Raw genomic sequence first — 21,936 nt, 5'->3', positions numbered from 1 at the left:
GGATTATGCTTAATGTCAAATAAAAAATCTCATAAAGCAAAAAATCCCCTGAAGACCTGGCCTCAGGGGATAATTCGTTGTCTATAGTTGGCTTTATGACTGTAAATGTAGGCCATCAATACCATCCTGCGAAACCTGCTTCGACCAATTTCCTATTGCTACGATGGATGGCCGATAATTCACGATACTCGACAATTTTTGCCTAAGCCGTAACTCTTTTATGGTAGGCCACGCATGTTGAAGTCCGTTTTCGCGCTTTACTTCTTTACTGTTCATCGAACAAAAGCAACGGTTAATCGATAATTTATCCTTATCTCTGGTTTTAAAATTATTTTCAGCAAAATGACTGGCGATGAGAAGGACTTTTTTTCACTTACTCTTATTCCTTTTAGTTCAAAATATCGCTTTCGGAGGTAATTTTTATAGCCGACCGGACGGCATCTGGTCGACCGTATTGGCAGGCCCTGACTGCTCATGCGTACCCGGACCTGATGATATTATTTTGGTAAGTCATGATATAATTATTGCCGGAAACTTCACACTTAACACCGGATCAATGGTAATAAACTCTTCATCATTACTCACTATCACAGGCGATCTTGTTCTTGGTGAGTCAAGTATGTTAACTACTGACGTGGGATCGACCCTCAGGGTCAATCAAAACTTACTTAACCAGGATAATAGTTCCGCCATTGTGATTTCAGGTGATCTGATCATTGACGGTAATTTTACCAATGGAACAGGTCTGGGGTTAAGCACCGTTATCAACTTTGGATTGACAGGTACTATTTCGGTAGGTGGGATATGTTCTAATTTCGGCCTGGTAATCAATAAACTCGGTAGTTTCACAGGATGTGATAATTCCGTATTACCGGTGGAACTTCTCTATTTTGTTGCCAGGGCTGAGAAGAATTCATTTATGGTTGATCTGGAGTGGGCCACATCTACTGAACTAAACTCAGATTATTTTACCATAGAACGTTCTTTAAATGGAGTAGACTTTGATTCTATCGGATATCATAAGGCGGCTGGTAATAGTCAGCATATAATAAAATACACCTGGTCTTTCTTAAAACTTGATGAGGGTAACATTTATTACCGTCTTAAGGAGGTAGGCCGGGATGGAACATACACCTACTTTGATGTGATTTCTTCGGTTACAGTGTCATCAAATGGTCTTCAGGTTTCTCCTAATCCTGTTCATGGCAATATTTTAAACATTCGTGTGGAAAACCCTTCCGAAAGGAAGCAGATGTTTCTATACGATACAAGCGGTCAGTTGATCCGGACGATTGACATAAACAACGTTCTTACAAGGGTGGAGTTAGAGCAACATCTTTCCCCAGGTATTTATTTGCTCAAGTCAACCTCTAACGGAAGTGAAAAACCAACGAAGATAATCGCCCGATGATTAACATCTGATCAACGTAAATGCAACAGGCCAGTGTACAAAGGTCATAGACAGCCTGCAATTAGTCTATCACGGAGAGCATCTCTGACTTAAAAGCGATCAAATACTGAATAATCCCGCCTGTATGGTCTTAAATGTGGAGTTCATGGCATGAATTAACCGTTCATCTTAAGCATACCATTTTAGAAACATTCTAAACAATCTTTTTTTTGAACAATAAAAGATCCTGCCTGTGATAAAAAAGGGATCAAATAGACGGCATGTGATCAGGAATAAGGATACACCTGGCACCTATTTCATTTCACCGAATAGTATTGAGAGCTGAATCATCTCGATAGGTTTAACCATTATCAGCCATGAATATTAGTTCAACCCCTATTAAATGGTCAGTGTTTCTAAAATTTATAGATACGCTGAACATTCATATTGATCAGGCTAAGGGACTGCAAAAAAAGAAATATGCGGTGATGCAGACAGCCATCGCCAGTGGGGCCTATTTTGGTTTGTCAATAGTAGACATACTGGAAAGCAGGTGGCACGAGGTACATCATGTGGAATGCTATAAATTTTTATTTGAGTGGTACAGAAAGCCTATACCTCTGAACGATGGCTTAAAAAGGTTAATTGCAAAGAATTATCAATTGGTGAAGCCATTAAATGATCGTAGCTACATTCTGAAAGATGATAAGCAGGTTCTGTTTCACTCAATGATCCACGAACAGTTCAATGAGGTTTTCAAAGACCTTCTTACCTTATGTAACCTTCACGTGGACAACGCTTGTGCGCAAACACTGCGCTGTACCTACGCTTTGAAAATTTGGGAAGAGAACAATAGATCGGCTCGGGCTTTAGATGCACTTGCCCGCGAATTACGTATGGACTGGGATAAAATAAAACCACTTTTGACCGAAGCGACCTATGAATGTAAAACAGGCCGGTAGTAAAAGAAAATTAGTCATACTACAACGCAAGGGTAAACACATCTTTTACAACAGTATCTCAGATCTGTTTCTCCTGATTAGAGGGAATTCTCAAAACTATGTGTGAACCTACTCCCGGAGACGAGCGAATATTTAACTGGCCGGAAAACAGTTTTATACAGGAGATGACAGGCTCCAAATAAAGACTACTCCCTTTATCACTTTTCACAAAAGGGTAATTAGGGATATTGCCCTTTCCATTATCTACAATTTCTATCATAGTTTCCTCCCTACCGACATCGATATCAATGTCAACGATACATTCATTTTTACCCGGATCTAAACTGTTTATTGCTCCAAATATGAGGTGCAGTAAAGCCCTTTCGATGTTATTAAGGTCTCCGTAAAAGGCATAAGGCTGTTCTATGGATACCGCTACCTCCAATTGATCATACGCCAGGACATGGGCTTGTTTGACAACTTTACTTAACAATTTCTGAAAATCGATAAATTCATATATGGTGTCTGCATGAGTTTGGCCAGGGGCTTCATTTAATTTCCTCAATGTTTGGCCTATATCTGATCCGGAATTAAATATAGAGGAGCCCCTTTCTAATTTCAACGTCCAATGCCTGCTATGGCTGTCGTCCTTCTTTAACTCTTGATTCATTCTTTCTTTTTCTTCTTAACTCACATTTAATATTGCTTTCTATGTACTTCAAGAGAAGTTATACTTTTTTGGTAAACCAGTCTCAGCCGAAATACCTTCTGGTAAGTTCACTACTTTAAATAACAAATAAACTCGTATTTATATATGCGGGTTATTCCTGAAATTACCCTGAAAAGCGTACATGAAACCATGCCTAAATTTGACCTTGGGCTTTTTGCAGAATACGATATACTTAATGCAAATAATGCTGGCCAGCAGCAGGTTATGATCAAGGAAAAAAGATGCCAACGCTCTTATTAATATTGAGGGCTGACGAACTCAGCTACAGCAATCAGGGAATACTCTTATGGGCCTTAAAGAAGTAAAACCTTATTTGTAAACACAATTCATTGTGAGATTTTGGGTTGGACAATTATTGCAATCTCCTGAATATGATGATTTCAGTACCTCCCTCTACCTTTATTATGAAAAGGCTTACATTACTTTTATAAGGTTATCCTGAACTCACGTTTTACTTAAAGTTCTATCACCTTATTTTTTATTGCGTACAATATGAGATCGGCAGAATTCTTTAGCCCAAGTTTAGAAAGTATTTTTGACTTATGCACTTCTACGGTTTTTACACTAATAGACAGATCTTTGGCGACTTCTTGATTTTTTTTCCCCTGAGCTACATGTTTCAACACTTCATTTTCCCTACGTGTTAAGGTAGTAGTTTTCTTTGAGCCCTTGGTAAGCCGTCTTTTGTTGTAAGTGTCCAGTATGATCTTATTTACTGGTCCGGCAAAATACTTTCCTCCTTCCATTACTTCAAGTAAAGCTTCGTTCAGTACGGACTTCGGCACGTCTTTGAGCAAATAACCATGTACGCCTGCCTTCATTGCACGCCTTACATATTCTTCATTTACCTCGCTGGAAAGCAGGATAACCTTAATTGTTTCTTTATATTCCTTTATCCAGCGGGTAGATTCTATGCCGTCCATTCCCCGCATAACGATATCCATCAAAACAACGTCTGGAGTTTGTTCTTCACACAGATTAATGGCTTCCTCTCCACTTGATGCCTTTCCTATGATAGTAATATAATGTAAATGCTCAAGCATAGAAGCTATTCCTTCAAGAACTAATCTATGATCATCTACCAGTAGAACTTTGAGTTTTGTCATCCCACCACCGCTTGTACCGCGGCTATCAGGCTATCCGCTCCGCATGGCTTTTGAAGATAGTCTTCTATATTGAGGGTAAATGCTCTTTCTTTTGTTATGTTGTTGCTATCTGTTGAAAGGATAATTACCGGTATCGTAACATATTTCCCTGATAATTTTACTTGCTCCAGGAAGGAAAACCCGTCAATATTTCGTGTGAAAGGATCTGTTATAATAAGGTCAGGAGTTTCCTGATTGATCAGTTCAAAACCCTTTTTTGCGTCATCTGCTTTCGACACCTGGTATCCTTCCATTTCCAGGATGTCGCTTAATTCTTCAAGAATATCTTCGGTATCATCAACGATCAATATTTTTTTCATGGATTTGAATAGGTAGTGTTATTTTAATTTTAGTCCCTTCTCCTAATCTGCTCTCCATTTCAACAGTCCCTCGCAAAAGTTCTGCAGCTTTTTTTACGATCGACAATCCCAGCCCTGTTCCCTGGATGGATTGAACGTTGGTCCCCCTCTCAAAAGGTTCAAATATTTTTTTGCTGTCTTTTTCGTCAATGCCGGTACCCCAGTCCTGCACCATAATCTTCAATGTTCTGTGTTGGGCAATAATTTTGGCTTCGACCTTTTCCCGGCCGGGGCTGAATTTAATAGCGTTGGTAAGAATGTTAGTCAATATATTTCTTAAGAGCTTCTCGTCCATATACATCACTTCAGTATCGGTAGTGATGGTTTGAAAAATTTTATGGCTATTGTTCATTTGATTTTCTACTTCTGAGAAAACAGCCTTGAAAAAAGCCGTGAACTCTATTCGCTTAGGGTTGATTTTGATCACCCCCGCCTGACTCTTCCCAACGGTTAATACATCATCCAGCAGGTACGTCATATGTTTCACCTGCTCATTGATTTTATAACACTTCTCATGAATGATCTCCGTGTTGATCGTTCCATTGTATTTACCCAGGAAATCCGTAGCAAACTTTATCGTGGAAAGTGGGGTCCTGAATTCATGCGACGCAATGGAAACAAACCTGGATTTCATCTCTACCAGCTCTTTTTCTTTCTTTAAAGCTTTGGACAGCTCCAGGGTCCTTTCCTGGACTTTTAATTCCAGTCGCTCCCTGTATTCGATCAGCTCAGTGATATCTTGTCCTACCCCTATTACCCCTGTTACCTCTCCTTTATAATTTCTTCTGGGCATAAAATTGGCCAATATGGTAACGATCTCTCCCTTCTCCGTGACAATGGGGAGTTCATAATTGGTAATGTTCGCTCCTTTAAGCACTTTTTGTAAAAGCTGCTGTAATTCTTGTTGGTAGCCTTTCAAAATGAAACGGCCGGTGAGCTTTTTTCCGATAACGGCCTTTTTTCCAAACCCGGTAATTTTTGTGGTAAAGCGGTTCCATTCTGTAATCTTTCCATCCGGACTTATACCAAAAACAGGTGCATTGGCATTTTCTATCAAGCTTATTAATTCCGATGCCAGCCGGTTTATTTTTTCCTGGTTGTTGATCTGGTCGGTCACATCCTGAAAGGATATTACCATTCCTTTTTTCAGACCGGGTATAGTATAAGGCACAGCATTCATGGAAAGCCATTGGGCGTTATCCCCATGTTGACCTTCAATGATCTGATTGTATTGGGCCTTTCCTTTCCTAATCTGGTTGATGTATGGAATATTTTTCTTTTTTAAAGGTTCAGGATAATTCCGTATGTAATCAGAACCTGTATCCAGATCATCATTTACTCGTGTATGATAATCGCCAAGTCCCAGTATTTGATTTGCACTTGGATTTGAAAGAATGATGTTTTCGTCATTATCTACCAGTACGATCCCTTCTGAAAGGCTTTCCAGAACACCTTTTAACCTTGCCCTGTTTTCATCCAGTAATCGATAGGCAGTGGCTTGCTTGGTAATATCACGGCTGGTACTCACGATACGGATGAGTTCCTGACCTTCAAATACAGGTTTGGCAATGGTTTCAAGGTGTATATAGCTCCCATCTTTTCTTTTCCTGCGATACTCAAACCGAATAGCATTTGTATGTTCGCCTGAGCTAAAACGGCTGTAAGCTTTATTTCTTATCCTTGCATCATCTTCTGGATGCAGTCCATTGTAAGGGCCTCTGGCTTTTAGCTCATCCGATGAATAGCCCAATATTTTTCCGGAGGATGGGCTAACCCAAAGGTATTTGCCTGTAGGGTCGTGCAGGCAGACCAGATCATGTACATTTTCTGCTAACAGGGCATAATTCGTTTCACTTTGGAAAAGTTTTTTTTCCATCTGTTGACGTTCCAATTGGTTTTGATATTCACGCATTTCGCGTTTTATGGCCGGTAAGAGCCTGGACAGGTTACTTTTCAGCATATAATCATTGGCCCCTGACAGCATGGCATTCACCGCCGCCTCTTCTCCAATGGTACCGGATACTATAATGAAGGGTACAATTTTATTACTTTTTCTAACCAGTTTTAATGCTTCGGGAGCATTAAAACCAGGGAGAGTATTATCGCTGATGACCAACTCCCAAGACTGCTTTTGTATGCTATTGGACAGCTCATCTGCTGTTTCTACTCTGGTGGAAGTGACGTTGGCATATGCTTTTTTAATATGCCGGATCATCAACTCATAGTCATCTTCCGAATCTTCGATCACAAGAACTCGAATAGCGTCACTTTGCACACCTTCGATTTCATCTTCTGTAATCATAAAGTTGCTTTTCGTCTTCATTCATCTTTGATTTTATAAATTGAGGTATATAAATGTGGAACTTTGCGCCTTTGCTGTAGCTTTTGTCAATGCGTATTGTCCCATTTATTTTATTAAGTGCATTTTTTACAATGTAAAGCCCTAATCCTGAGCCGTCAGACTCTTCGTTTCCGCGGAAAAACATGTCAAAAATATTTCTGTGTACCAAAGGGTCAATCCCTTGCCCTGTGTCCGTAATACAGAAGGACAGTCCGGTTTTGTTCTCTGAAGCCTGTATCGTCACCTGGTTCACTCTCCCCACTTGCCGGTATTTAATGGCATTTTCCAAAAGGTTTTGCCAGACACAACTAAATATGGAGGGATCACAGTAGATCTCCAGGCTTTTGTCCAGGTCTAACTTTATTTTTATATTTTCAAATCCTTCCAGAAAAACCAGGGCATCGATAATCTCTTGCAACTCTGAAAATACATTCATACGTGCTAAATTCTCTGACCCTGCTTTGACCTTGGTGATATTTAAAAGCCTGACCAATGTTTGATCCAGTCGCTTCATGTTTGTGCTCATCATGTAAATGAACTTTTTAAGGTCAAAATCAGGGTCTTTTTGCAATAGGTTTAATAAACCCATGACAGAAGCAACAGGTCCTTTCAAATCATGAGAGATCCTGTATAGCAATGTCTCCAGCTCGGTGTTAAGCTTCATCATTTCCTCCGCATTCTGTTTCTCTTCCGTCACCATTCTTAATAAAACCGTCCCACCGTCCATTGAAGGAAATATATCTCCTTTGAAAAATTCCATTCTCCCCAGCTTATGATTAAAAGCTACAGGTTTGGATATATTTAGTTCCAGAGCCTCCAGAAACAGGTCTATCACACCATTATGATACCATGAGGGAAATACTTCCCTGATATGGCGCCCTATTACATTTTCGATCTTAAATATGGATTTAGCGGTCTGGTTCCAGTAAGTCAGTATCAGATCTGCATCAAACGCGAAAAAAACTTCCTGGATACTCTCGGCCAAAAAACTGTATTTCAATTCGGAAATGATCAGCCTTTTTTTATCCTGTCTTTGGGCTTTCTTTAGTTGGAATTTTTCCACCTCACGTTCCACCGCCGAGAGCAGACGTTTCATATTATCTTTTAAAATGTAGTCATCTGCTCCCTGTAACATTGCGTCCACCGCCACCTCCTCACCTATGGTTCCTGATACTATGATGAATGGCAGGTCTTGATGGACCTCTCGTAAAATCTCCAACGCTTTCAAGGAATTAAAGCCGGGCATAGTATGATCACAAATGACCAGGTCAAGGTTGGCCTGTTCCAGTGCATGTCTAAAATCATTTTCAGACTGGATCCTTTTATGTACAATATTGAAACGGGACTTATCCAGGATACGAGCTACCAGTGTATAATCGGACTCATCATCTTCAATACATAATATATTTATTTGATCATTCATGGTTATCCCTTTACGTTAGCCTTCAGGCGATAATTTTTAAGACTCAATCAGCCTTACAGGCTTTTACAGAGGCATTCAAGCACTCGTCTTTTGAGTCAGGAGCATTATTACCATGCGTCCTTGTTCTATTGGTGCGGTTAAAACGACTATAAAAATTTTAGTCGATCGAAGTGTTGAGCTGTGTATTAAAAGTGTGAAACTTCAACATAATTTCTTCATGGGAGATATATGTCCTTGTGTAACTTATATACTCCTGGAATAAATTAGTGTTAACCTTAACAATATATTAAAGAACATGTTTTATTATATGTTTGTAACAAAATATTATTTGGTTACACATATAACAATTTTTCTAGCGCGGGATGTCTTTTAAGACTATGTAAAATGTGGTTCCTTTTCCTATTTGGCTATTTGCCCATATTCTTCCTTCGTGTTTATTGATAATCCTTTGTACCATTGCTAATCCAATGCCTGATCCGGGAAATTCATCGGACTTATGCAGTTTATGAAAGGCCCCAAAAAGCCGACCGGCATAAGTCATATCGAACCCTACACCGTTGTCCTTTACCATGATCCCAGTTTCATTATTTTCAGCAAACCGGGCAACTTCAATTTTAGGATTATCGGATTTAGCGGAGAATTTAACGGCATTGGCGAGTAAGTTTTCCATCATTACTCTGATCAGCTTACGGTCTCCTATGGCTGTCAGGCCTGATTCAATATAAATATCGAATTTCTTATCCGGTTGCAAACCGGTGATGACCTCTTCACATAATCTTGAAATATCTAAGGTTACAGGATCTATTTCCTGCTCTGAAAGCTCTACAAGTGATAATAAATCGCTTATCTGGTTTTCCATGCGATGGGCAGCACGCGAGATCCGTTGCAAATAGCCTTTCGCCTGTGGCGCTAATTCATCATCATAGTCCTCTATTATCGCCAGGCTAAACCCTTTAATACTTCTTAAAGGGGTAGTTAAGTCATGGGACACACTATATGTCAAAGCCTCCAATTCCTTATTGATCACATTCAGATGAATTTCCCTTTCGTTTAACCGTTGTTGGAAATGATCAATTGATTCAAGGTATTTTATTTTTGCTTTCTTTTGCTGGTCAATGTCCTGAAAGAAACCTCTGAGTTTTACTACTTGCCCATCTTTCAATACAGGTAGCCCTACTGCCAGTACCCATTGTTCCTTTCCTTTTTTGTTTGCCAACATGAGTTCAAGGCGGTAGCTCTCGCTTTGTTCAAGGGCCTTTTTTAATTCGTTCTCCAATATCGGCTGACCGTCTTGACAAAAAAACCCAATACAGGGTATTGCCCCAGGATCAGTCATTACCGAGATCTTGAACAAATTGGAGATCGATTCGGACTCATATAATTCTTGTGTGACCACATCTACCTCCCATAAAGCCATTCCGCTCTCACACGCTGCAAATTCTAAAAGATCGCGATGTTGATCCAATTGCTTATTTGTCAGGGTTAATTTCTCATTACGATGCCTACTCACAGCCTTTGTATTTATTTTATCTGACTTGTTCAGTTTTTTTACTCGTATTTTTGATTTTAACACTGACCTTTGCATCGCTTCCGGGTCTGCTTTTGAAAAAAGGAGCAAGCCCAATGCCCAATACAATAACAACTGACAATTCTGCTCGAAAATCACAGACCTAAACAGATGAAAGAAAATTTCATTTAACATGATAATATTTAAATTAAGCATGATAATCATCCTGGGGTCAAATATTCAATTGATCTTATAAAGTAGTTCTTAAAAAGAACTTGGCTATATGTTTTTAATCGTTAACTGTTTATTTATCAATACTTTGAATATAAAAATTAATATTACGAAATCCTACTTCGCTCAGAAACAACAGATAGGAAGCTGTAAGGTTCAGCTCAATAAATATAATTTTTTGATGATTTAATTAATCAATACTCTTGAAACATGCCCAAATGAGCTTCAAATGAGGTAATTTATCTCCGTTTTTGCTCCACTGTGGAATTATTTCAGCATGTAAGGAATTTATAAAAGTAATTGATCAATATGCTTGCTGTCAGCTATTTTAAGCAGTATAAAGCCTTAAAGGACCTGTTAATTTACGTTAACGAACATTACTATATTCATTTAAAAGGCCAATGAAGGACCAATGGGTCAAACCCGCGTAATGGCTTTATCGATATGACTAAAAGCCTGGTAAGCTCCTTTTACAATAGTGTCTCGTTCTGAGGGATTGCTTTCGGCATACTTCTCAAGGACCTCAATGAATTCTTTCCACATTTTGCCCCTGTCATCACCATAGCTATTAAAAAAGTTCAAGCTGTTTTCAAGTTCTATCCATGCAAATCGCTCCAGGTAATTCACAATCTGTTTCCCACCTAACGTAGCCCCCTCCATTACGTACATCATGCCCAGGCTTAATGCCTCACTATCCGTTTTGGGAAGAGTGCTGGCAGGAAAATCATCATTTACAGTCTCTAATCGGTTCTTTATATGCTGTAAATCTTGTTCAAGTAATGAAATCTTAGATCGCTCGACCAATAAATTAGCTATCATAGGCACATTTCCTGCAGCACGTTCCAATGCACGGTAAGCGCTACAAAAAGCTTTCAGAAGATCATAATATACCGACGGCTTTAAATCCGGAGTGAAAAGCTTTGCACTAAGTTTCATTTCCAGCGATTTATGGAGGTCAGCCGTGTGAGATCTAATGTGTTGAAGTATCATGTTATCAGTACTAATATAATGTATACCTGAGAGATAGATGCAATATTTATCTGCATTGAAGTCGGAAAGAGCGATAATCGGTTACTATTTGAATTAACTTGACATTATTTTGTCATTCAATAACATGTTGGTTTATTTTTATGTTATAAATTACGATTGCTTTTTGCTCAAACGTGTTAATCAGGTGATCTCCAGTGTTATATTCGGCAGGAAACATGATAAACAGACAGAATAGGTAGCATGCAACATAAAAACTACAAAGCAACACTTTACCCGGACTTTAAACTCACAACGGAAAACTGTGACGTAGAGCCTATTCACCGTCCCATAGCTATTCAAGGGCATGGCTATCTTCTGGCATTCGATCAAAATACTCCTGACTATTTACTGGCTATGAGTGAAAATGTGCCCGGACTGTTAGACATGACCGCAGACGCCCTGTGGCAAACACCGGTAAAGAACTGGACCTCAGACGTCATCATCAATGTGTATGATGAAATGGCTCACCACGATAGTTGGGACTCCATAGATCCTATACCCATAGAAATAAAAGGCAAATATTTTAACCTGATCCGGCATATCCATGACGGTTACCGGTTTCTCGAAATCGAGCCTAAAGTTAATAACGAGGCCAGTGAGCTATCTACTTTCAGGGCCATTCGTATGGTCACAGAACCTTTTAATAAGATTAATGATTTAGATAAACTCTATAACCAATTCGCATCACTTTATAAAAAAGTCAGTGGTTATGACCGGGTGATGGTTTACCAGTTTGATAATGATCATCACGGCCATGTAGTCGGTGAGGCGCGTGAAAGCCACCTGGAGTCCTTTTTAGGTCTTCACTACCCGGCCACGGACATTCCTAAAATGGCTCGTGACCTTTTTCTGCTTAACAAGAGCAGAATAATCCATGACGTCCATCTTGAAAATAATTGGTTACGCTTCAACCCGGGCATACAGGGCGCTGTTCCTCATCTTGATCTCACGTATTCCCAGACGAGAGCTACCTCACCTATACATATAGAGTACCTTAAAAATATGGGGGTAATGGCTTCCTTAACCCTGGCGATCATTGTAGAAAGCGAGTTATGGGGATTGATTGCATGTCATAATTACAGACCTCATTTCATCTCCTACGAAATGCGCAAAACAGGCGAACTCATTGCAAATGCGTTTTCACAAAGAATTGTTGAAATCACCCGAAAAGAGTATCAAAAAAAGGCAAAATATTATTTTGACCTTAAAGTTGATATTTTGAAGAAAATTACCCTTGCTGCTGACGTTGGCGTACAGCTCGTTGATAAAAAGCCAGACCTCACCGAAATAGGTGGAGCTGACGGCTGCGCGGTGATCACCTCTAATGCAGGTATGTATTCTTTTGGTACAGCGCCTGGTAAAACAGCATTGATCCGGATCAAGGAATGGCTTTTCAAAGAAGGACTAAAAGATGTTTTTTTTACGAACCACCTCATCAAAGATCTCCCATCAGACATAAGTATACCGCAAGAAATAGGAGGGATGATGTCCGTTTGTGTGAGTACCTGGGAGGATACCTTTCTCATGTGGTTTAGAAAATCGCAAAAAGAGACCTCACACTGGGGAGGCGACCCCAGTAAACCCTATGAAGTAGATTTCCAGGCGAATGGTGAGTTACGATTGAGTCCAAGGAAATCATTCGAAAAATGGAAAGTACAGGTAGACACCAAGTCGAAACAATGGGACAAGATCAACATAGATATAGCCAGGCAACTCATGGAAGGCTTACTGAAAAAAGAAGTAGAACGCCAGGTTGAAAAAGCAAAGATCATAAAAAATGACTATGAGCAACTGACGTATGTAGCGTCTCATGACTTGCAAGAGCCCTTAAGGACCGTCACCAATTACCTCGACCTTTTATCTGAAACACTGGAAAACGACCAAAACGAAGCGTTAAAACATTATCTGCTACGTGTTAACCTGGCAGCCAGAAGGATGAAAAAACTCATCAAGGATATGTTGGATTACTCAAGGCTTGGCAACAACAGAGAAATAGAGTGGGTCCCGGTCAATGAAGTGCTGGGTGAGATCATGGAAGACCTGGATCTTTTGGTCCGGGAGACCCGAACAACGATTGATATCAAGGACTTGCCTGACATTAAAGGAGATAGAACCGAGGTAAAACAGTTATTTCAAAACTTAATAAGCAATGCCATAAAGTACCGGCGAGAAGAAGCACTTCCGCTGATACGTATTAGCGCCAAACATGCCGGTAATCATTGGATCTATTCCGTGGAAGATAACGGTATCGGCATGGAAGAAGCACATTTTGACAGGGTTTTCCTACTTTTTCAACGTTTACATGGTAAGGATGAATACGATGGTACCGGGATCGGCCTGGCGCATTGCAGAAAAATAATTGATCATCTTGACGGCAAGATCTGGATCACTTCCAAAGTGGGTACAGGAAGCACTTTCTTATTTAGCTTACATGAATTGATAGTAAAAACAAATGACAAACAAACTTAGACTCATCTTACTCATTGATGATGACATCGATGATAATTTTTTTCATAAACGTGTGATCAGTAAGGCTGGGGTAGCCGAACAGGTGGTAGAATGTCACAACGGTCAGGAGGCGCTGGATTTCCTCATGAATAAAGGAAAATATACCGGTGAAGGTAAGCCATACCCTCAACCTGATCTGCTATTCCTGGACATAAACATGCCACAAATGAATGGCTGGGAATTTCTGGATGCCTATGACAAACTGCCGGCACATATCCAGGGAGGGCCGGTGGTAGCTATGCTGACCACTTCTACGAACCCCAGGGATATTAATAAAGCAATGAAGTATAACATTGTGCGGGATTATCGAAACAAACCGTTGACCCAGGAAATGTTAAAGGATATACTGGAGAAGTATTTTTCAGGGCAACTTAACGCAGGTAACCGTTAAAAGGAAGGTTAATACTATAAGGGTATAAAATGGTTCGAACGTTTTCCATTTTATACTCGACCTTATCAGCCATTAATCGTTAGAACTGACTGACTTTTTATTCACTTATTTTATCTGATGGGGAGATCATTGACTAAAATATTTAGTGCTTAATGATCATAAATTAATCGCTTGGGAACCTCCATTTTTTTGGTAGATAGTTGCGGCATGTGCACCCGGAATCTTGCTCCCTTCGTATAACGATGATCCAGTTCAATGGTGCCATCTACTTTTCCCAAAGCGCTTCTTACAATGTACAGGCCTAGCCCAGAGCCACAGGATCCTTCATTTCCGCGAAAAAACATGTCAAATATTCTTTCGCGCACGTCACGACGTATGCCCTGGCCTGTATCACTAATACTAAAAGTGAGCATGGTATCCTGCTTTTCCACCCGGACCGTTACATTATTGACCTGACCTTCCTTTTGATATTTAATGGTATTTTCCAACAGGTTCTGCCAAACACTATCAAATATGGCTGGGTCACTGTACAGCTCAATGTTTTTATCTATATCAATCTTGATTTTAACGTTTTCATATCCTTTTAAAAAGACCAACGATTGGGTGATCTCCTGCAGCTTTTTATAAACGTTAAATTGATCCAGGTCCTGACTTTTAGATTTTATTTTAGTGATATTAAGCAAATTAAAAAGCGTCTGATCTAAACGGCTCATATTAAATTTCATCATTCCAATGAATGTCTTGTGCTCGTAGTCAGGATCGTGTTCCGATAAGTTTAGCAGTCCCTGCACAGAGGCCACCGGCCCTCTCAGGTCATGAGATATCCTGTAGAGGAGGGTTTCCAATTCATTGTTCAGTTTTAATAGTTCATCTTTTTGCTGTTTTTCCTGGGTTACATTTCGGAGTATGATGGTTCCGCCGTCCACGCATGGATAGATCTTTCCCCTAAAAAATTCCTTGTTCTTTAGGTGGTGATTAAGAGTAAGCGGTCTGCTGGTATTTGTGTCAAGCGCTTCACGGATCACACTCACGGCGCCATTGTGGCCCCACTCGGTAAATATTTCATGGATATGACGTCCCAGCACATTATCCATCTGGAAAATTGATTTTGCCGTTTTGTTCCAATACGTCAGTTTCAAATCATGATCAAAGGCGAAAAAAACTTCCTGGATACTCTCCGCCAGGGTACTGTATTTTAATTCTGAAATGATCAGCTTTTTCCTGTTTTCACGCTGTATCTTTTTCGATTTATATTCCGATATCTCACGCTCTACTGCGGGGAGTAACCGCTTCAGGTTATCTTTAAGAATATAGTCGTTGGCACCCTGCCGCATGGCATTGACGGCATTCTCTTCGCCTATACTGCCGGATACAATGATGAAGGGCAGCTGTGTATCATATTCACGCAAAATCCTTAAGGCTTTCAATCCGCTGAATGCCGGCAGGTTATGATCGCTTAAGATCAGGTCCAGCTGGTCATGTTGAAGTGCATGCCTGAACTCTTCCTCGGTCTGTATCCTGCTGCAGCTCAAGTTGAATTCAGATTGGTCCAAAATATGTGTAATCAAGGAATAGTCCATTTCATCATCCTCCAGGCACAATATCGTTACTTGATCATTCATAAAGTGTTATTTAAGATCCATCTTCCGGTAGTGGTTGGTTCAATACAAGCCAGTATAGCCCTAGTTGTCCAATAGCATCCAGAAAGCGATCAAAGTCTACGGGCTTTCTGATGTAACTGTTGGCGCCCAGTTTATAGCTTTTAACCACATCGTCTTCTTCCGTTGATGTGGTTAAAATAACCACAGGGAGTCCTTTTGTCCTCTCATTATTTTGCATGCGCTTCAGTATATCAAGACCATCCAGTTTCGGCAGTTTTAGGTCCAGCAGAACGAGCGCCGGCTGTACAGGGGGTTGGTCTTCTGTTCCAAACAAAATGTCCAGCGCCTGTACACCATCTTTTGCCACTAGTATATTATTCGCAATCCCCTTTTTTTTAAAGGCCCGCAAAGTCAATATGATGTCATCATCGTTATCTTCTACAAGTACTATTGGTTTTCGTTGCATTAACTATTATTTAGATTAAAATAAAATGTTGCCCCCTGGTCAGGGGCGCTATAGACCTTAATTTTTCCATTATGTTTATTAATGATTCTTTGCACTGTAGCCAGCCCGATGCCCGTACCGGGAAACTCGCTGGCCGCGTGCAGGCGCTGAAAGGCCACAAAAAGTTTACCTGCATATTCCATGTCAAAGCCCACTCCGTTATCTTGCACCATGATCCACTCTTCACCCTCTTCGGTACATTTTTTAACTGCTATTTTTGGCTTGGCGATCTTACCGGCATACTTAATAGCATTCCCTAAAAGGTTTTCCATGACCACCTTGACCAGTCTTTTATCTCCCACCACCTCGAGCCCGGGCTCAATGTAAATGTTAAACTTACTTTCGGGGTGCATGAGGTCAATCACCTCCCGGCATATTTTAGAAAGGTTGAGCTCCTGCCTTTTCACTTCTCTTTTGGAGACATTAGACAGCGATAGCAGGTCATCGATCAAATGCCCCATGCGGTTAGCCGCTTGTGCTATCCGGTTGAGATAGTTCTGTGCTGTGGCATCTAAGTCCCCATAGTAATCTTCAATCAGCGCCTTACTGAATCCACTCAGGCTCCGAAGAGGCGTTCTCAGGTCATGTGATACACTGTAGCTAAAGGCCTGCAGCTCTTTATTAGCTACCTCCAGTTGAGTGGTGCGCTCAGCTACTTTCCGTTCCAATGTTTTTTCCAGGTTGCGCCGGTCTTTTTCAATTTTTTTACGCTCTGTAATATCCTGTATCTGCGAAATGAAAAAAGCCACGTTGCCATCTTCTTTATAGGCGGCCGACACATTAAGTTGGGCCCAGACCATCTTTCCTTTTTTATGCCGGTAGCGCTTTTCCATCTGGTAGCTCTTAATCTTTAAGTCCATCATGTCCTGCACGTTTTGCAGGTCTGTATCCAGGTCTTCCGGATGTGTGATCTCCTGAAAGGTGCATTTCATTAATTCTTCCCGGCTGTAGCCAAGGATACGGCCAAGTGCAAGGTTTACATCTAAAAACCGGCCCTCAGTAGAGACAAGTGTCATCCCAATAGCAGAATATTCTACCACTGATCTGAATTTTTCTTCGTTTAGTTTGATCGCTTCCATCATCTCACGTTCGGGTGTTATGTCTTCCGTGAACATGCCGATGCCTCCGATCTCCCCGGTTTCATCATACCATGGGTAGATCTCGTATTTAAGCCATTGCCTGGTGCCATCCTCCCGCACAAAGGGATCATCATTGTTTTGTATCACTTCCCCTGCCAACGCACGCTGATGATCGTCAATCCAGTGAGGCATTTGCCTGATTTCAGGGAAAATATCATAGTGGTGCCGGCCTATGATGTCCTGGCCTTCCAGGTTATAATCCGTATACCATCGCTTACTCGCCACCAGGTAGTGCATATTTTTATCAAACATGGCTACAGCGGCCGGCATGTGCTCAATATAGTATTCAAGTCGTCTTTTTAAGTTTTTTTCATCAAATTCAAGTTTTTTACGGTCGTCTATGTCCTGAAAAAGGCCTCTTAGCTTGATGGTTTTGCCATTTTCGACGACAGGTAGTCCAATGGCATTGACCCATATCTCTTCTCCTTTCTGGTTTACTAAAACCAGCTCCAGGTTATAGCGCTCTCCTTTTTCAATGGCATTATGCACAGCTTGCTGTATTACAGGCTGGAAGTCCTTGCGAAAAAAACTGATCCCCTTTGAAGTGTCTAACTTGGTGCCCGGGGCTATTCCGTGAATTTCATACACTTTATCAGACCAGTACAGGTCTTGTGTCAACAGGTCAATTTCCCAGGTACCCATCCCCGCCAGGTTCTGGGTGGACTCCAACATTTCGTTGAGTTGGGCCAGCTTGCTGTTGGCTTTACTCAAATCATCCCAACGCTGACGAACGACGGTTTCCAAACCTTTATTGATCAATTTTAGTTCTTCCTCCGTTTGCCTACGCTGCTCCACCTCTTTTGTAAGTGCCGCTTTACTGGCTTTTAATTCTTTGGTCAATACCTTCAGTTTGGATTTAAGCTGACTGATTTCTTCCGGCGCGTGTTCAATGATACTCCCTAAAAATGGAAGCCCAAACAGGCAGACTACTTTGAAAAAGTCTGATCCTGACCACCCGAGTACTTCCTGGGTAATGGCCGTGTTGTAGAAGAGATTAATGTCAAGTAATATCATGGTTATTGACGATCTGTCTTAAAAATGAAACTGTATGAGCCGGATTACTCCCCAATAGATCATGTAGAAGCGTTCAATTTTTGTTGAAGTGGGGCATGAGTTTTCATCCTCGCAGGTAAAATGCTCGGTATCCCTGTCTTCAGTGTATCTGTTATCACTACAATATCATTATACTAAAGTGTGTACAAGCCATTGTGAGATACCGGTGATAGAATAAGTCCGAAGGAAAGATGCCAGCCCCTTATCAAAAACCACTTTCTCTCATCGCTATGTTTTTTAAGATAAAAAAGTTAGGCCTCAGTACATTTCTTTTTGGATGGTTAAACACCAATTCCCGTTCATTGTCAGGTTTTTAAAGGTGAATGGAAGAAGATTTTTGACTTATACAGTATAAAGCTGGCAACGGTCGAAAAGTAACAACTCTGCCGTGTTAAACTTCAATTATGACCTTTCCGGTAATCTACCGTAGCACTGCCTAAGCAAAACAGCGTAGTAAAAATTACGCCTTTTAGCTCTTATACAGGAATCATCGGTACCCTAACTTTGTATTGTTAATTTGAAAGAAACGAAACAGAGAGTAAGATGAAAAATATACTGATAGTGACCGCCCTGATGATAGTAAGTTTAACTTCTGCTAACGCAAATGTAAACAGCTTGACTCAACCCACTTCAGTAGAGCACTTTCAGGCTGAAGCCAGGGAGAAAACCATTACATTAACCTGGGAAATTACTGGCACAGACAGCACTGAGGAAGTAGTCATCAACATCACCAATTTAGAAGGTACCGTGGTATACGAAAGTACGGCAAAGGGTTATTCTTCTACGCTGTCACTTGATGGTAAAGTGAAGGCAGGAGTATACATGGCACAGATTAGTGTAGGAAACGTTCAAAAAACTAAGCGGGTAGTGATCCGATAAAGATAAGGTTGATTTTGTGAAGTAGGTGGTAAAAGCCTGGTCGGTAATACGGCCAGGCTTTTTTGTTTCTTCAGGAATCTGTCCCTTCACATACCCTACGAAAGACTAGATAAAATACCTTGTGAATACTCTCCCTGGTCTTTGGTTAAGCGTAGCGGTCCTAAGTCTCTACTCGATGAGAACTTCCCGCTCGTATGGTGTTTAAACAGAACTGTTGTCACGCTGAAGGACAAGCCCAATGTTGTACTGAGAAGACAAACTCATAACATGAGGTTAACGTTTTTCATTTTGTGGAAGCAACAAACCTCTTTTACCTAAGGTTGGTCTACTGAGAGAGATCGAGCGAGACGCTCCTGGCTATGGTAAGGTCGTAGCTCCGCTTTGCTTATGCTACGACCAGATGGGCGCTGGTGAGCACCTTTGTTTGTTTTGGTAATCCGATAATGATAGTTTCGTTATTAGCTAATGGTAGCCAATTTGAGAAGCATCCCTGAATGAAACAATCTATAATTCATATTGCATTAGTTGTAAAAGATTACGATGAGGCGATCAAGTTCTATACTAAAAAGCTAGATTTTGATTTGATTGAAGATATCTATCAACCAGAACAGGACAAAAGATGGGTCGTTATTGCGCCGCCTAATTCGACTGGAACAACAGTTTTACTTGCCAGAGCTTCAAAACCTGAACAAGAAAAGTTTATCGGAAATCAAGCAGGTGGAAGAGTCTTTCTGTTTTTAAACTCTGATGACTTTTGGCGTGACTACAACAAAATGACATCCAGAGGAATTGAATTCGTTAGAAAGCCTAAAAAAGCGGATTATGGAACAGTAGCCGTATTTAAGGATTTATATGGGAACTTATGGGATTTATTGGAACTAAACTCTGACCACCGGATCGCAAAAAGAATGGAATGAATAAAAACCGGCTACAACAATCAGGCACCTCTGGTGCGCATATAGCGATAGCGCCATGCGTGCTGATTTAGGGATAGGATTTGTAATCCGGGTGTACTTCAGAGGTAGCTTTTGGCGTATGATACCTCAATATTTTACCATGAGAACTATCCAAAATAAGTTCATCAAGAATATGCACATTTAACAAACGCAGAGATTTAAAAGAAAATTTGAGAATATGAAAATAATGTGTCTGAATGGATGGGGCGGAAAGCTCTATGATAAATTACTTCCCTATTTGACAGACGAAAACCCAGATATTCTGTGTTTACAAGAGGTTGTGCACACACCGGAAACGGGAAAAGACTGGCTTACATACAAAGACGGAAACCACATTCTTTCTCAGCGAGCCAACCTTTTCCGAGATGTTCAAACTGCATTACCTGACCACATTGGAATTTTTTGTCCGGCGTCTCAAGGCGTATTATGGGACGGGGATACTAAAATTCCTTCACAATGGGGACTTGCAACATTTGTACAAAAAACCCATCCAATAACCGGACAAATACAGGGGTTTGTACATAAATCTTATTCACCTTATGATTACGGAGAACACCCACGTTCTCGAAGTGCGCACGCTATTAAAGTGTTCGATTATGAAGAAAACAGACCTGTAGTTGTAGCACATATGCACGGATTAAGAGACTTAAATGGCAAAATGGACACGCCTGAAAGAGCAGTTCAAGCACATAAATTACTGTCACTTGCAAATGGATTGACCGAAAACAATGATGCTCTTGTCGTTTGCGGAGACTTTAATGTAGAGCCGAATAGTGAGACTTTAAAAATTCTATCCGAGGCTGGACTAACCGATTTAGTAACCACACGAACTAAAAAAGGAACTCGAAACTCTCATTACAAAAAGGAAAGTAAATACGCGGATTATATGTTAGTCAATGAACATATTAATGTTTTGGATTTTAAGGTGATTTTCAAACCAGAAGTTTCAGACCATTGTCCGTTAATTCTGACTATTTAGAATAAATGGATGAATAAAAACATACCGCAGTCGAGTAGGACTTTCGCCCCCCTGGCGCGCATATAGCGATAGCGCCATGCGTGCTGATTTAAGAATAGGATTTGTAATCCGGATGTACTTTGGAGTTAGCTTTTGGGGTATGATACCTCAATATTTTATCACACTGGTCGTATTACTGGCTTAGGGCGTCCGCCCGGTTGGTATAAAGAGGTTTAGATTGTATCGGAATAAGCGCATAACAAACGTTTCAGGCTTTTCAATTTTCCTACCATGACCACAGTACAACTTCTATAAAAGCCATAAACACCCGGCCCCTGGGCCAGGTGTTTACACTTCTCTTAAGCTGGCTGTACTACGCCGAGTACTTCCAGGTATTGGGACTCACTTTCCAGGGCTATGCGGGATACGGCGATGAAGTCGGCCAGCCAGCTTTGCAGGGCGTCGAAGGCTTCGTCACGGTGCTGGGTGGCGGCCTGGGCTTCGCCTTTTTCGCGCAGCTGCCGGTTAAAGGCCTGCTCTACACCCAGTACCTGTAGCTGAGCGGCGGTGAGTTTGGCCTCGGTAATGCCGAAGCCGGCCAGGGCGGTGAGCAGGTCGGCATTGGCCAGGGCGTTCGCATAAAAGGCTTTGGCCTGCTTTAGCCAGCCGGAGAGGGTACGCTTACGATCACCGGAAAGCTGCAGGCTTTCGAAAGCGCCGCGGTCGTTGCGGGCAGCGATGCGGGCTATTTTTACGTGCTTCATGTATTCACGATTAGCCTGGGCTTTGGTGGTGTTAAGGGTGTCTGTGGCTGTGAATTGGTCGCCGTATTCCTTTTGCTGCTTGAGCT

General features: G+C 41.0%; 19 protein-coding genes. 7 read left to right on the top strand and 12 right to left on the bottom strand.

The genetic code is table 11. The features are described from left to right. Positions 1 to 93 precede the first annotated feature (93 nt). Complete coding sequence (locus FNH22_RS30380; protein WP_143402308.1) at positions 94 to 276, bottom strand: hypothetical protein; 183 nt, start codon at positions 274 to 276, stop codon at positions 94 to 96. Between the two features lie 76 nt (positions 277 to 352). Here FNH22_RS30380 and FNH22_RS30375 point away from each other — a divergent pair, with 76 nt between their 5' ends. Both FNH22_RS30375 and FNH22_RS30370 read left to right on the top strand, forming a co-directional pair. Beyond that, entirely contained in the window at positions 353 to 1,411 is a 1,059-nt protein-coding gene (locus FNH22_RS30375; RefSeq protein WP_143402307.1) for a T9SS type A sorting domain-containing protein, read from the top strand. 356 nt (positions 1,412 to 1,767) lie between these two features. Beyond that, positions 1,768 to 2,352, top strand: a complete 585-nt coding sequence (locus FNH22_RS30370) for a hypothetical protein (protein WP_143402306.1) — start codon at positions 1,768 to 1,770, stop codon at positions 2,350 to 2,352. A gap of 58 nt (positions 2,353 to 2,410) precedes the next feature. On the opposite strand, the gene FNH22_RS30365 is transcribed toward FNH22_RS30370, so the two are convergent. From FNH22_RS30365 to FNH22_RS30335, 7 genes are all read right to left on the bottom strand, one after another. After that, the gene (locus FNH22_RS30365) at positions 2,411 to 3,001 is read right to left on the bottom strand and encodes a HAMP domain-containing sensor histidine kinase (protein ID WP_143402305.1); all 591 of its coding nucleotides are present in this window, start codon (positions 2,999 to 3,001) and stop codon (positions 2,411 to 2,413) included. A 515-nt stretch (positions 3,002 to 3,516) separates the two neighbouring features. Then, on the bottom strand, positions 3,517 to 4,167 hold the full coding sequence (locus tag FNH22_RS30360) for a response regulator transcription factor (protein ID WP_143402304.1): 651 nt from the start codon (positions 4,165 to 4,167) through the stop codon (positions 3,517 to 3,519). After that, positions 4,164 to 4,526 carry a response regulator transcription factor gene (locus FNH22_RS30355; protein ID WP_143402303.1) on the bottom strand — a complete coding sequence of 121 codons (363 nt, stop codon included), beginning with the start codon at positions 4,524 to 4,526 and terminating at the stop codon, positions 4,164 to 4,166. Before FNH22_RS30355 ends, FNH22_RS30360 begins: the two co-directional genes overlap by 4 nt. Beyond that, complete coding sequence (locus tag FNH22_RS30350) at positions 4,504 to 6,888, bottom strand: PAS domain S-box protein (protein WP_143402302.1); 2,385 nt, start codon at positions 6,886 to 6,888, stop codon at positions 4,504 to 4,506. The genes FNH22_RS30355 and FNH22_RS30350 overlap by 23 nt, the downstream gene beginning before the upstream one ends. Next, complete coding sequence (locus FNH22_RS30345; RefSeq protein ID WP_143402301.1) at positions 6,851 to 8,329, bottom strand: hybrid sensor histidine kinase/response regulator; 1,479 nt, start codon at positions 8,327 to 8,329, stop codon at positions 6,851 to 6,853. The genes FNH22_RS30350 and FNH22_RS30345 overlap by 38 nt, the downstream gene beginning before the upstream one ends. Positions 8,330 to 8,681: 352 nt before the next feature. Continuing rightward, positions 8,682 to 10,031, bottom strand: coding sequence for an ATP-binding protein (locus tag FNH22_RS30340; protein WP_185154507.1), 1,350 nt, complete (start codon positions 10,029 to 10,031; stop codon positions 8,682 to 8,684). A gap of 453 nt (positions 10,032 to 10,484) precedes the next feature. Beyond that, positions 10,485 to 11,057 carry a biliverdin-producing heme oxygenase gene (locus FNH22_RS30335; protein WP_143402299.1) on the bottom strand — a complete coding sequence of 191 codons (573 nt, stop codon included), beginning with the start codon at positions 11,055 to 11,057 and terminating at the stop codon, positions 10,485 to 10,487. 240 nt (positions 11,058 to 11,297) lie between these two features. Between FNH22_RS30335 and FNH22_RS30330 the strand changes: the two genes are divergently transcribed. Further along, positions 11,298 to 13,565, top strand: a complete 2,268-nt coding sequence (locus FNH22_RS30330; RefSeq protein ID WP_143402298.1) for an ATP-binding protein — start codon at positions 11,298 to 11,300, stop codon at positions 13,563 to 13,565. Further along, a complete protein-coding gene (locus FNH22_RS30325) occupies positions 13,549 to 13,995 on the top strand; it encodes a response regulator (RefSeq protein ID WP_143402297.1) in 447 nt (148 codons plus the stop codon). Before FNH22_RS30330 ends, FNH22_RS30325 begins: the two co-directional genes overlap by 17 nt. 149 nt (positions 13,996 to 14,144) lie before the next feature. On the opposite strand, the gene FNH22_RS30320 is transcribed toward FNH22_RS30325, so the two are convergent. From FNH22_RS30320 to FNH22_RS30310, 3 genes are read right to left on the bottom strand one after another with little or no spacing between them, the layout of a single operon-like run. Then, on the bottom strand, positions 14,145 to 15,617 hold the full coding sequence (locus FNH22_RS30320; RefSeq protein ID WP_143402296.1) for an ATP-binding protein: 1,473 nt from the start codon (positions 15,615 to 15,617) through the stop codon (positions 14,145 to 14,147). Between the two features lie 10 nt (positions 15,618 to 15,627). Beyond that, positions 15,628 to 16,062 carry a response regulator gene (locus tag FNH22_RS30315; protein WP_143402295.1) on the bottom strand — a complete coding sequence of 145 codons (435 nt, stop codon included), beginning with the start codon at positions 16,060 to 16,062 and terminating at the stop codon, positions 15,628 to 15,630. Further along, positions 16,062 to 18,254: a PAS domain S-box protein gene (locus tag FNH22_RS30310; protein WP_143402294.1), complete on the bottom strand. Its 2,193-nt coding sequence runs from the start codon at positions 18,252 to 18,254 to the stop codon at positions 16,062 to 16,064. The genes FNH22_RS30315 and FNH22_RS30310 overlap by 1 nt, the downstream gene beginning before the upstream one ends. 582 nt (positions 18,255 to 18,836) lie before the next feature. On the opposite strand from FNH22_RS30310, the gene FNH22_RS30305 reads away from it, so the two are divergent. The 3 genes from FNH22_RS30305 to FNH22_RS30295 all read left to right on the top strand — a co-directional run bounded on the left by FNH22_RS30305 (position 18,837) and on the right by FNH22_RS30295 (position 21,107). Then, positions 18,837 to 19,172 (top strand): T9SS type A sorting domain-containing protein, encoded by a 336-nt coding sequence (locus FNH22_RS30305; protein WP_143402293.1) that lies wholly within the window; start codon positions 18,837 to 18,839, stop codon positions 19,170 to 19,172. Between the two features lie 494 nt (positions 19,173 to 19,666). Continuing rightward, the gene (locus FNH22_RS30300; RefSeq protein ID WP_143402292.1) at positions 19,667 to 20,089 is read left to right on the top strand and encodes a VOC family protein; all 423 of its coding nucleotides are present in this window, start codon (positions 19,667 to 19,669) and stop codon (positions 20,087 to 20,089) included. Positions 20,090 to 20,306: 217 nt separating this feature from the next. Further along, a complete protein-coding gene (locus tag FNH22_RS30295) occupies positions 20,307 to 21,107 on the top strand; it encodes an endonuclease/exonuclease/phosphatase family protein (RefSeq protein ID WP_143402291.1) in 801 nt (266 codons plus the stop codon). A gap of 338 nt (positions 21,108 to 21,445) precedes the next feature. Here the strand turns inward: FNH22_RS30295 and FNH22_RS32240 are convergent. After that, on the bottom strand, positions 21,446 to 21,936 hold a 491-nt coding region (locus FNH22_RS32240), incomplete at its 5' end, for a hypothetical protein (protein ID WP_185154506.1).

It is taken from the genome of Fulvivirga sp. M361, from assembly GCF_007097395.1.
Taxonomy (GTDB): domain Bacteria; phylum Bacteroidota; class Bacteroidia; order Cytophagales; family Cyclobacteriaceae; genus Fulvivirga.
This window is presented reverse-complemented; position numbering and strand designations above follow the sequence as displayed.